The sequence below is a fragment of the Aquitalea palustris genome (assembly GCF_003693445.1).
GTDB lineage: Bacteria > Pseudomonadota > Gammaproteobacteria > Burkholderiales > Chromobacteriaceae > Aquitalea > Aquitalea palustris.
The window spans coordinates 1-12,999 of the sequence record NZ_RFAR01000093.1; the positions used below are offsets into that span (position 1 = coordinate 1).

Annotated in this window: 7 protein-coding genes; all 7 read left to right on the forward strand. The window is 56.8% G+C overall.

Translation table 11 applies throughout. The features are described from left to right. Positions 1-155: 155 nt before the first annotated feature. The 7 genes from rplJ to fusA all read left to right on the forward strand — a co-directional run bounded on the left by rplJ (position 156) and on the right by fusA (position 12,868). A complete protein-coding gene (rplJ, locus tag EAY64_RS17895) occupies positions 156-650 on the forward strand; it encodes a 50S ribosomal protein L10 (RefSeq protein ID WP_059285902.1) in 495 nt (164 codons plus the stop codon). Positions 651-686: 36 nt separating this feature from the next. Beyond that, positions 687-1,055 (forward strand): 50S ribosomal protein L7/L12, encoded by a 369-nt coding sequence (gene rplL, locus EAY64_RS17900; protein WP_059285903.1) that lies wholly within the window; start codon positions 687-689, stop codon positions 1,053-1,055. A gap of 155 nt (positions 1,056-1,210) precedes the next feature. Beyond that, positions 1,211-5,386: a DNA-directed RNA polymerase subunit beta gene (rpoB, locus tag EAY64_RS17905; RefSeq protein ID WP_103526092.1), complete on the forward strand. Its 4,176-nt coding sequence runs from the start codon at positions 1,211-1,213 to the stop codon at positions 5,384-5,386. Between the two features lie 56 nt (positions 5,387-5,442). Then, positions 5,443-9,636, forward strand: a complete 4,194-nt coding sequence (gene rpoC, locus EAY64_RS17910; RefSeq protein ID WP_103526093.1) for a DNA-directed RNA polymerase subunit beta' — start codon at positions 5,443-5,445, stop codon at positions 9,634-9,636. A gap of 164 nt (positions 9,637-9,800) precedes the next feature. Further along, positions 9,801-10,172, forward strand: a complete 372-nt coding sequence (gene rpsL, locus EAY64_RS17915) for a 30S ribosomal protein S12 (RefSeq protein WP_059285905.1) — start codon at positions 9,801-9,803, stop codon at positions 10,170-10,172. 98 nt (positions 10,173-10,270) lie between these two features. Next, positions 10,271-10,741: a 30S ribosomal protein S7 gene (gene rpsG / locus EAY64_RS17920; RefSeq protein WP_103526094.1), complete on the forward strand. Its 471-nt coding sequence runs from the start codon at positions 10,271-10,273 to the stop codon at positions 10,739-10,741. A 27-nt stretch (positions 10,742-10,768) separates the two neighbouring features. Beyond that, positions 10,769-12,868 carry an elongation factor G gene (fusA, locus tag EAY64_RS17925; RefSeq protein WP_103526095.1) on the forward strand — a complete coding sequence of 700 codons (2,100 nt, stop codon included), beginning with the start codon at positions 10,769-10,771 and terminating at the stop codon, positions 12,866-12,868. The last annotated feature ends 131 nt before the right edge of the window (positions 12,869-12,999 follow it).

Sequence of the window (12,999 nt, forward strand, 5' to 3'; positions counted from 1 at the left end):
CAGGGGTAGAGCACTCCCTTGGTAAGGGAGAGGTCGGCGGTTCAATTCCGCCCATGAGCACCAGTTTCCCTTCTCTATGTTGTCTCCTGATACAGGTCGCCGCTGCAAAGCGGAGCAGAAATTTTTCTGCTTCATTTCAGTCTAGGAGGTAGACCTTGAGTCTCAATATCGAAGATAAAAAGGCAGTCGTCGCTGCTGTAGCTGCCGAGCTGGCCGCTGCTCAGACCCTCGTCATCGCCGAATATCGGGGCATCGAGGTAAGCAGCATGACCAAGCTGCGCGCTCAGGCGCGTGAGCAAGGCGTTTACCTGCGCGTTCTGAAGAACACGCTGGTACGCCGTGCGGTAGCTGGTACCCAATTCGAAGCGCTGGCCGAACAAATGGTTGGCCCGCTCGTTTACGGTATCTCTGCCGATCCGGTTGCTGCTGCCAAGGTGCTGCATCAATTTGCCAAGGCTGACGACAAGATCATCGTCAAGGCAGGTTCTTACAATGGCGACGTGCTGAATGCTGCTCAGGTTGCTGAGCTGGCTTCCATCCCGAGCCGCGAAGAACTGCTGTCCAAGCTTCTCTACGTTATGCAGGCTCCGGTCGCAGGCTTCGCCCGCGCACTGGCAGCACTGGCAGAGAAGCAAGCCGAAGCCGCTTAACTTATTTGATTCTTATAGAATTCAGGAGATTTTTACATGGCAATCACCAAAGAAGACATCCTCGAAGCCGTTGCTGGTCTGACCGTAATGGAACTGAACGACCTGGTTAAGGCGTTCGAAGAGAAGTTCGGCGTTTCCGCTGCTGCCGTTGCCGTTGCTGGCCCGGCTGCTGGTGCCGCTGCTGTTGAAGAAAAGACCGAGTTTGACGTTGTTCTGAATGCCGCTGGCGACAACAAGGTAAACGTGATCAAGGTTGTTCGTGCTATCACCGGTCTGGGCCTGAAAGAAGCCAAGGACATGGTTGACGGCGCTCCGAAGACCGTGAAAGAAGCCGTTTCCAAGGCTGAAGCTGAAGAAGTTCTGAAGCAACTGACCGAAGCCGGTGCCAAGGCTGAAATCAAATAATCTTCTTTGAAAAAAGAAGGTGAGGCTGGCGGAGAAATCCGCCAGCCTTATTGCGCTTGTAATTGGCCGAAACAAAGATAGTAAAAGCCAGCAATTACCCGGCGTGGCTGCTGACTTTTGGTTTCTTGCGCCACTACCACCTCGATGGAGACTCTATGAGTTATTCGTTTACTGAGAAGAAGCGTATTCGTAAGAGCTTTGCGAAACGCGCCAGTGTTCTCGATGTCCCATTCCTGTTGGCGACCCAGATTGATTCTTATGCCGATTTCCTGCAACTGGGTGTACCGCTAGATCAGCGCAAGGATGCTGGTCTGCAAGCCGCGTTCAAGTCGATCTTCCCGATCAACAGCCATAATGGCTATGCGCGTCTTGATTTTGCTCACTACATCCTTGGCGAGCCGCCGTTTGACGTGCAGGAATGTCAGCTGCGTGGCATTACCTATGCCGCTCCGCTGCGTGCCCGTATTCGTCTGACCATCCTGGACAAAGAGTCGTCCAAGCCGGTGGTAAAAGAAGTGCGCGAGAATGAAGTGTACATGGGCGAAATTCCGCTCATGACCACCAATGGTTCTTTCATCATCAACGGTACCGAACGCGTTATCGTTTCCCAGCTGCACCGTTCCCCGGGCGTGTTCTTCGAGCACGACCGCGGCAAGACCCACTCCTCTGGCAAGCTGCTGTTCTCCGCCCGCGTGATTCCTTACCGCGGTTCCTGGCTGGACTTCGAGTTTGACCCGAAAGACCTGCTGTACTTCCGTATCGACCGTCGCCGCAAGATGCCGGTGACCATCCTGCTGAAGGCACTGGGTTACAGCAACGAACAAATCCTGTCCGAGTTCTACAGCTTCGACACCTTCTATCTGACCAAGACCGGCGTGTTCATGCGCGTGGTGCCGGAGCGTCTGAAGGGCGAAGTGGCCAAGTTCGATATCGTGGCTGCCGATGGCAAGCTGATCGTGGCCAAGGACAAGCGCATTACCGCCAAGCACATTCGCGACATCCAGACTGCACAGCTGGATCGTATTGAAGTGCCGGCTGACGTGCTGCTGGGCAAGGTGCTGTCGCACAATGTCACCAATGTGGATACTGGTGAAGTGCTGGCACGCGCCAACGAAGAAATCACCGAAGAGCTGCTGGCCAAGCTGGCACTGGCCGAGATCGAACAGGTGGAAGTGCTGTTCACCAACGATCTGGATCAGGGCGGTTATATCTCGCAGACCCTGCGTACCGACGACAGCCTGGACCGCCTGCAGGCGCGTGTGGCCATCTATCGCATGATGCGTCCTGGCGAACCGCCGACCGAAGATGCGGTGGAAGCCCTGTTCCAGCGTCTGTTCTTCAGCGAAGAAACCTACGATCTGTCGCGCGTAGGCCGCATGAAGTTCAGCTCGCGTACTTATCAGTACAAGTTCGATGAAAAGACCCCGGAGTGGTTCAAGTCGCTGATCGGTGAAAAATTCGCCCATCGTCGTGACGTGATGGAAGGCACGCTGTCGACTGAAGACATCGTTTCCGTCATTGCCATCCTGTGCGAACTGCGTAACGGCCGTGGCGAAGTCGATGACATCGACCATCTGGGTAACCGTCGCGTACGTTCGGTTGGCGAACTGGCGGAAAACCAGTTCCGTGCCGGTCTGGTACGTGTTGAGCGTGCAGTGAAGGAGCGCCTGAATCAGGCTGAGTCCGATAACCTGATGCCGCACGACCTGATCAATGCCAAGCCGGTGTCGGCTGCCATCAAGGAATTCTTTGGTTCCTCGCAGCTGTCGCAGTTCATGGACCAGACCAACCCGCTGTCGGAAATCACCCACAAGCGCCGTGTATCGGCTCTTGGCCCGGGTGGTCTGACCCGCGAGCGCGCCGGCTTCGAAGTGCGTGACGTACACCCGACCCACTATGGCCGTGTATGCCCGATCGAAACCCCGGAAGGTCCGAACATCGGCCTGATCAACTCGCTGTCCGTGTTTGCACGTACCAACGAGTTTGGTTTCCTGGAAACACCGTACCGCAAGGTGGTGGACAGCAAGGTTACCAACGAGATCGACTACCTGTCGGCGATTGAAGAAGGCCGTTACGTCATTGCTCAGGCCAACGCCGAGCTGGGCGAAGACGGTACCCTGATCGACGAACTGGTGACCTGCCGCGAAAAAGGCGAAACCATTCTGGCTACGCCGGACCGCGTGCAGTACATGGACGTGGCCACTGGTCAGGTGGTGTCGGTTGCCGCTTCGCTGATTCCCTTCCTGGAACATGATGACGCCAACCGTGCCTTGATGGGTGCCAACATGCAGCGTCAGGCCGTACCGTGCCTGCGTCCGGAAAAGCCGTTTGTCGGCACCGGTATCGAACGTTCGGTAGCCGTTGACTCCGGTACCACCGTCGTTGCCCGTCGTGGCGGCGTGGTGGACTACGTTGACGCCAGCCGTGTCGTGGTGCGTGTCAACGATGAAGAAGCCGTGGCTGGTGAAGTGGGTGTGGATATCTACAACCTCACCAAGTTCACCCGTTCCAACCAGAACACCAACATCAACCAGCGTCCGGTGGTGAAGGTGGGTGACAAGATCGCCAGCGGCGACGTGGTAGCCGATGGCGCTTCCACTGACCTGGGCGAACTGGCTCTGGGTCAGAACATGACCATCGCCTTCATGCCGTGGAATGGTTACAACTACGAAGACTCGATCCTGATCTCCGAGAAGCTGGTGGCAGAAGACCGCTACACCTCGATCCATATCGAAGAACTGTCGGTTGTCTCCCGTGACACCAAGCTGGGACCGGAAGAAATCACCCGTGATATTCCGAACCTGTCCGAGCGCATGGCAGGCCGTCTGGATGAAGCCGGTATCGTTTACATCGGTGCCGAAGTGGAAGCCGGTGACGTCCTGGTGGGCAAGGTAACACCGAAGGGTGAAACCCAGCTGACGCCGGAAGAAAAGCTGCTGCGCGCCATCTTTGGTGAAAAAGCCTCCGACGTGAAGGATACCTCGCTGCGTGTTCCGACCGGCACCGTCGGTACCGTGATCGACGTACAGGTATTCACCCGCGAAGGTATCGAGCGTGACAAACGCGCCCAGTCCATCATTGATGCCGAACTGAAGCGCTACCGCCTCGACCTGAACGACCAGCTGCGTATTTTCGAAAACGATGCCTTCAGCCGTATCGAACGTCTGATCCTGGGCAAGGTTGCCAATGGTGGTCCGAAGCGTCTGGCCAAGGGTACTGCCATCGACAACGAATACCTGGACAGCCTGCCGGTCAAGCACGACTGGTTCGACATCCGCATGGCCGATGAAGACATCGCCAAGCAGCTGGAGCTGATCAAGGAAAGCCTGGTACAGAAGCGCGAAGAATTCGACCTCAAGTTCGAAGACAAGAAGCGTAAACTGACCCAGGGCGATGAGCTGCCGCCGGGCGTGCAGAAAATGGTCAAGGTTTACCTGGCTGTTAAGCGTCGCCTGCAGGCCGGTGACAAGATGGCCGGTCGTCACGGTAACAAGGGTGTGGTTTCCCGCATCCTGCCGATCGAAGACATGCCTTACATGGGCGATGGCCGTCCGGTCGACATTGTGCTGAACCCGCTGGGCGTACCGTCGCGTATGAACATCGGTCAGATTCTGGAAGTGCATCTGGGCTGGGCTGCCAAGGGTATTGGCGAGCGCATTGATCGCATGATCAAGCAACAGAAGGACGTTGCAGACATCCGCGGCTATCTGGAGCAGCTGTACAACGATACTGGCAAGACCGAAGATCTGGCCGGCCTGTCCGATGCCGAGATCCTCGATCTGGCCGACAACCTGCGCAAGGGCATGCCGTTTGCCACGCCGGTATTCGATGGCGCCAAGGAAACCGAGATCAAGCACATGCTGGATCTGGCCTACCCGAGCGGCGACGAGCTGACCGAGCAGATGGGCTTTAACGAGTCCAAGACCCAGATGACCCTGTACGATGGCCGCTCCGGCGAAGCCTTCGACCGCAAGGTTACCGTGGGTGTGATGCACTACCTGAAGCTGCATCACCTGGTTGATGACAAGATGCACGCCCGTTCCACCGGCCCGTACTCCCTGGTTACCCAGCAGCCGCTGGGTGGTAAGGCGCAGTTCGGTGGCCAGCGTTTCGGTGAGATGGAAGTGTGGGCGCTGGAAGCGTATGGCGCCGCCTACACTCTGCAGGAAATGCTGACGGTGAAGTCCGACGACGTAACCGGCCGTACCAAAGTTTACGAAAACATCGTCAAGGGCGAACACAAGATTGACGCGGGCATGCCGGAATCCTTCAACGTGTTGGTGAAGGAAATCCGCTCGCTCGGCCTGGATATCGACCTGGAACGTTATTGATTGGGTGAGAAGGCGCGGCATCATGCCGCGCCTCCTGTCCCCTGACTGGAGACGCAATGAAAGCTCTGCTCGACCTCTTTAAGCAAGTAACGCAAGAAGAAGAGTTTGATGCGATTAAAATCGGCATCGCCTCACCCGACAAGATCCGTTCCTGGTCTTATGGTGAAGTTAAAAAGCCGGAAACCATCAACTATCGTACCTTCAAACCGGAACGCGACGGCCTGTTCTGCGCCCGCATTTTCGGACCGGTAAAAGACTACGAATGCCTGTGCGGCAAGTACAAGCGTCTGAAGCACCGTGGCGTGATCTGCGAAAAATGCGGCGTGGAAGTGACCTTGTCCAAGGTTCGCCGCGAACGCATGGGTCACATCGAACTGGCCAGCCCGACCGCTCACATCTGGTTCCTGAAGAGCCTGCCGTCCCGTTTGGGCATGGTGCTGGACATGACCCTGCGCGACATCGAACGCGTACTGTACTTCGAAGCATTTGTCGTGACCGACCCGGGCATGACCCCGCTGCAATATCGTCAGCTGCTGACCGAAGAAGACTTCCTGGACAAGGAAGACCAGTACGGCGAAGAGTTCGTCGCCATGATGGGTGCCGAAGCCGTACGCGAATTGCTCAAGCGTCTGAATCTGGATACCGAGATCGAGACCCTGCGTCGCGAGCTGGAAGCCACCAATTCCGATACCAAGATCAAGAAGATCGCCAAGCGCCTGAAGGTGCTGGAAGCCTTCCAGCGTTCCGGCATGAAGCCGGAATGGATGATTCTGGAAGTGCTGCCGGTGCTGCCGCCGGAACTGCGTCCGCTGGTGCCGCTGGACGGTGGCCGTTTCGCCACCTCCGACCTGAACGACCTGTATCGCCGCGTCATCAACCGTAACAACCGCCTGAAGCGCCTGCTGGAACTGCGTGCACCGGATATCATCGTGCGCAACGAAAAGCGCATGCTGCAGGAATCGGTTGACTCGCTGCTGGACAACGGTCGTCGCGGCAAGGCCATGACTGGCGCCAACAAGCGTCCGCTGAAGTCGCTGGCCGACATGATCAAGGGCAAGGGCGGTCGTTTCCGTCAGAACTTGCTGGGTAAGCGCGTGGACTACTCCGGTCGTTCCGTGATTACCGTAGGCCCGACCCTGCGTCTGCATCAGTGCGGTCTGCCGAAAAAGATGGCGCTGGAACTGTTCAAGCCCTTCATCTTCCACAAGCTGGAAGTCATGGGCCTGGCTTCCACCATCAAGGCTGCCAAGAAGCTGGTCGAGCAGGAAGTGCCGGAAGTATGGGACATCCTGGAAGACGTGATTCGCGAGCATCCGGTTCTCTTGAACCGTGCGCCGACTCTGCACCGTCTGGGTATCCAGGCATTCGAGCCGGTACTGATCGAAGGCAAGGCCATCCAGCTGCATCCGCTGGTCTGCGCGGCATTTAACGCCGACTTTGACGGTGACCAGATGGCCGTTCACGTGCCGCTGTCGCTGGAAGCGCAGATGGAAGCCCGCACCCTGATGCTGGCTACCAACAACGTGCTGTCCCCGGCCAACGGCGACCCGATCATCGTACCGTCGCAGGATATCGTGCTGGGTCTGTACTACATGACCCGCGACAAGGTAAACGGCAAGGGCGAAGGCATGGTGTTTGCTGACACCAAGGAAGTGCATCGTGCCTACGAAACCCGTCAGGTCGAGCTGGCTACCCGCATTACCGTCCGCCTGAAAGAATGGGAGAAGGACGAGCAGGGCGAATTCCAGCCGGTGATCAAGCGCTACGACACTACCGTCGGCCGCGCCATCCTGTCGGACATCCTGCCGAAGGGCCTGCCGTTCGAGCACATCAACAAGGCGCTGAAGAAGAAGGAAATCTCCAAGCTGATCAACGTATCGTTCCGCCGTTGCGGCATTCGCGATACCGTGATCTTTGCCGACCAGTTGATGTACACCGGTTTTGCCTACTCCACCCGTGGCGGTATCTCGATTTGCGTGGACGACATGCAAATCCCGGGCAAGAAGGTCGAGCTGCTGGGCGAAGCCCAGAAAGAAGTCAAAGAGATCGAAGAGCAGTACCGTCAAGGTCTGGTTACCCAGGGCGAACGCTACAACAAGGTTGTGGATATCTGGGGCCGTACCGGCGACAAGATCGCCAAGGCCATGATGGACGAGCTGTCCAAGCAGAAGGTGCTGGATCGCGACGGTAAGGAAGTGGATCAGGAATCCTTCAACTCCATTTACATGATGGCCGACTCTGGTGCGCGGGGTTCCGCAGCACAGATCAAGCAGCTGGCTGGTATGCGGGGTTTGATGGCGAAGCCGGACGGTTCCATTATCGAAACGCCGATTACCGCCAACTTCCGTGAAGGTCTGACGGTTCTGCAGTACTTCATCTCCACCCACGGTGCCCGTAAGGGTCTGGCGGATACGGCCTTGAAGACGGCCAACTCCGGTTACCTGACACGTCGTCTGGTGGACGTGACGCAGGATCTGGTGGTGATTGAGGACGATTGCGGCACCAACAACGGCTTCGTGATGAAGGCGGTTCTGCAAGGCGGCGACGTGATCGAAGCTCTGCGTGACCGTATTCTGGGTCGCGTGACCGCTGTAGACGTGGTGGATCCGTCCACTGGCGAAACCGTACTGGAAGCCGGCACCCTGCTGGACGAGCACATGGTTGATGTGATCGACAGCCTGGGTATCGACGAAGTCAAGGTTCGCACTGCCATTACCTGCGATACCCGCTATGGTCTGTGCGCCAAGTGCTACGGTCGCGACTTGGCACGCGGCAAGCGTGTCAATGCCGGTGAAGCTGTTGGTGTGATTGCAGCCCAGTCGATTGGTGAGCCGGGTACCCAGCTGACCATGCGTACCTTCCACATTGGTGGTGCCGCATCGCGAAATGCCGCTGCCAGCCAGGTAGAAGGCAAGTCGAACGGTACCGTACGCTTCTCCAGCCAGATGCGTTATGTCGCCAACTCCAAGGGTGAGCTGATCGTGATCACTCGTTCCGGCGAGGTGGTGATCCATGACGATATGGGCCGCGAGCGCGAACGTCATAAAGTACCGTACGGTGCCACGCTGATGGTGACCGACGGTCTGGTGATCAAGGCTGGTGCAGTCCTGGCAACCTGGGACCCGCATACCCGTCCGATCATTACCGAATACGCTGGCCGCGTGAAGTTCGAAAACGTGGAAGAGGGCAACACCGTTGCCAAGCAGACCGACGAAGTGACCGGTCTGTCCACCCTGGTGGTGATCGATCCGAAGCGTCGTGCCGGTTCGCAGTCGAAGATGCTGCGTCCGCTGGTGAAGCTGCTGGACGAAAACGGCCTGGAAGTGAAGCTGGCGGGTTCCGATGCCTCGGTATCCATTACCTTCCAGGTTGGCGCCATCATTACCGTGCGTGACGGTCAGGATGTGGGCAAGGGTGAAGTGCTGGCTCGTATCCCGCAGGAATCCTCCAAGACCCGCGATATTACCGGTGGTCTGCCGCGTGTGGCCGAGCTGTTCGAAGCCCGTTCGCCGAAGGATGCCGGCATGCTGGCCGAGGTGACCGGTACCGTATCCTTCGGTAAGGACACCAAGGGCAAGCAGCGTCTGATCATCACCGATCTTGAGGGTAGCGGTTACGAGAACCTGATCCCGAAAGACAAGCACGTACTGGTGCACGATGGTCAGGTAGTGAACCGTGGTGAATCCATTGTCGACGGTCCGGTTGATCCGCATGACATCCTGCGTCTGCAGGGTATCGAGGCGCTGGCCCGCTACATCGTGCAGGAAGTGCAGGAAGTGTACCGTCTGCAGGGCGTGAAGATTAACGACAAGCACATCGAGGTGATCATTCGCCAGATGCTGCGTCGTGTCATCATCTCCGACAGCGGCGACACCGAGTTCATCCAGGGCGAGCAGGTAGAACGCGCCGATGTACTGGAAATGAACGACAAGATGCTGGCCGAAGGCAAGGAACCGGCTCAGTACGAAAACGTACTGCTGGGTATTACCAAGGCATCCTTGTCCACCGATTCCTTCATCTCGGCGGCTTCCTTCCAGGAAACCACCCGCGTACTGACCGAAGCAGCCATCATGGGCAAGAAAGATGATCTGCGCGGTCTGAAGGAAAACGTGATCGTGGGCCGTCTGATTCCGGCTGGTACCGGTCTGGCTTACCACCGTACCCGTCGTCGTCAAGGCCTGGGTCTGGACACCACGCATTCGCAACTGCTGGAAGAACAGCCAGTAGACGAAGTGGAAAACAACAGCTGATTTTGCTAAAACCAGCTGAGTGTTGAAAAAACGCTGCGCCATCAACGGTTAACGTTGCGGGCGTAGCGTTTTTCATTTGACGGTAAGTGATTGACTAAAATATAATCCTCCGTCCTTCTGGAGACGTGTTGTCTGCAGAATGAATCAACTAGGAACTGATAGTAATGCCAACCATTAACCAACTCGTTCGCAAGGGCCGTACGGTCCTGACCGTGAACAGCAAGGTGCCTGCGCTGGAAGCCTGCCCGCAGAAGCGTGGCGTGTGCACCCGTGTTTACACCACCACCCCGAAAAAGCCGAACTCCGCTCTGCGTAAAGTGTGCAAGGTTCGTCTGACCAACGGCTTCGAAGTGATCTCCTACATCGGTGGTGAAGGCCACAACCTGCAGGAACACTCCGTAGTGCTGATCCGTGGCGGTCGTGTAAAAGACTTGCCGGGTGTGCGTTACCACACTGTGCGCGGTTCGCTGGATACCGCCGGTGTTAAAGACCGTAAGCAGTCCCGCTCCAAGTACGGTGCAAAGCGTCCTAAGTAATTGGGATGTACTAGCGGCGGCCTGAGGTCGTCGAGTAAGTGACTGCTTTTAATGGGTGGTCATGAGCCCAAGCTCAACTGAATATTGAAGGAAGTAACATGCCAAGACGCAGAGAAGTCCCCAAGCGCGAGATTCTGCCGGATCCGAAGTTCGGTTCCCAAGATCTGTCCAAGTTCATGAACGTAGTGATGATCGACGGCAAAAAAGCTGTTGCAGAACGCATCATCTACGGCGCACTGGCCCAGATCGAAAAGAAGACCGGCAAAAACGCACTGGAAGTGTTCAATAGCGCACTGACCAATGCCAAGCCGGTCGTAGAAGTAAAAAGCCGCCGTGTAGGTGGTGCTAACTATCAAGTTCCTGTTGAAGTTCGTCCGTCCCGTCGTATGGCCCTGGCCATGCGCTGGCTGCGTGACGCTGCGCGTAAGCGTGGCGAAAAGTCCATGGACCTGCGCCTGGCTGGTGAGTTGATCGATGCGGCCGAAGGCCGTGGCGGTGCCATGAAGAAGCGTGACGAAGTGCATCGTATGGCAGAAGCCAACAAGGCCTTCTCGCACTTCCGTTTCTAAGCTCAACCACACAATAAGGTGTAGATCGTGGCTAGAAAGACCCCCATTGAGCGCTACCGTAACATCGGTATCTCCGCTCACATTGACGCCGGCAAGACAACCACTACCGAGCGTATTCTGTTTTACACCGGTGTTAACCACAAGATCGGTGAAGTTCACGATGGCGCCGCCACCATGGACTGGATGGAGCAGGAGCAGGAACGTGGTATTACCATTACCTCTGCTGCCACTACCACCTACTGGAAGGGTATGGGCCTGCAGTACCCGGCTCACCACTTCAATATCATCGACACCCCGGGTCACGTGGACTTTACCATTGAGGTAGAGCGTTCCATGCGTGTACTGGACGGTGCCGTGATGGTTTACTGCGCAGTGGGCGGTGTTCAGCCCCAGTCGGAAACCGTATGGCGTCAGGCCAACAAGTACAAGGTTCCGCGTATCGCTTTCGTGAACAAGATGGACCGTCAAGGTGCCAACTTCTTCCGTGCGGTTGAACAGGTGAAGACTCGCCTGCGTGGCAACCCGGTACCTATCGTTGTGCCGATCGGTGCTGAAGACGGTTTCACCGGCGTGGTTGACCTGCTGAAGATGAAAGCCATTATCTGGGACGAAGCCTCGCAAGGCATGAAGTTCGAGTATGGCGACATCCCGGCCGACCTGGTTTCCGTAGCCGAAGAATGGCGCGAAAAGATGGTTGAAGCCGCTGCTGAAGTTAGCGACGAAATGATGGACAAGTACTTGGGCGGCGAAACGCTGACCGAGGAAGAAATCGTTGACGGTCTGCGTCAGCGTACCCTGCGTTGCGAAATTCAGCCGATGCTGTGCGGTTCTGCGTTCAAGAACAAGGGTGTTCAGCGCATGCTGGATGCCGTGATTGAACTGCTGCCGAGCCCGCTGGATGTTCCGCCGGTTCCGGGTGAACTGGAAGACGGCTCCCCGGTTACCCGTCAGGCTTCCGACGACGAGAGCTTCTCCGCTCTGGCCTTCAAGCTGATGAATGACCCGTACGTAGGTCAGCTGACCTTCTTCCGCGTTTACTCTGGTGTGGTGAAGTCCGGTGATACCGTACTGAACTCCGTCAAGGGCAAGAAGGAACGTATCGGCCGTATCGTACAGATGCACGCCAACGACCGTAAGGAAATCGAAGAAGTACGCGCTGGTGACATCGCTGCTGCTATCGGCCTGAAGGAAGTGACCACCGGTGAAACCCTGTGTGCCATCGACGCTCCGCTGATTCTGGAACGCATGGAATTCCCGGATCCGGTGATTCACGTTGCCGTTGAGCCGAAGACCAAGGCTGACCAGGAAAAGATGGGCGTAGCCCTGAACCGCCTGGCCAAGGAAGACCCGTCTTTCCGCGTGCGTACTGACGAAGAATCCGGCCAAACCATTATTTCCGGTATGGGTGAACTGCACCTGGAAATTTTGGTTGACCGTATGAAGCGTGAGTTCGGCGTTGAAGCCAACGTGGGTGCTCCGCAGGTTGCTTACCGCGAAACCATTACCAAGACTGTGACCGACGTGCAAGGTAAGCACGCCAAGCAGTCCGGTGGTAAGGGTCAGTACGGTGATTGTACGATTACCCTGGAGCCGTCCGGCGAAGGTAATGGCTACAAGTTCATCGACGAGATCAAGGGTGGTGTGATTCCGCGTGAATTCATCCCGTCGGTTGACAAGGGTATCCGCAACTCGCTGAACAACGGTATTCTGGCTGGCTTCCCGGTGGTTGACGTGACCGTACGTCTGACCTTCGGTTCCTACCACGACGTTGACTCCTCGCAGATCGCCTTCGAACTGGCCGGTTCCATCGCCTTCAAGGAAGCCATGCGCCGTGCCGGCCCGTGCATCCTCGAGCCGATGATGGCTGTTGAAGTTGAAACGCCGGAAGAGTACATGGGCGACGTGATGGGTGACCTGAACCGTCGTCGCGGCATCGTGCAAGGCATGGACGATGATGGTCTGGGTGGCAAGAAGATCAAGGCTGAAGTACCGCTGGCCGAGATGTTCGGTTACTCCACCGACCTGCGTTCCGCTACCCAGGGTCGTGCTACTTACTCCATGGAGTTCAAGCACTACTCTGAAGCACCGAAGCATGTTGCTGAAGCTGTAATGGCTGCCAAGAAGTAATGCGCGCTGAAGCTGACCGGAACCGGTTTCCGGTCAGCTCTGATCTAATGTTCTTTAATTAAGGATTTTTGCAAAATGGCAAAAGAAAAGTTTGAGCGGACCAAACCGCACGTAAACGTCGGCACCATCGG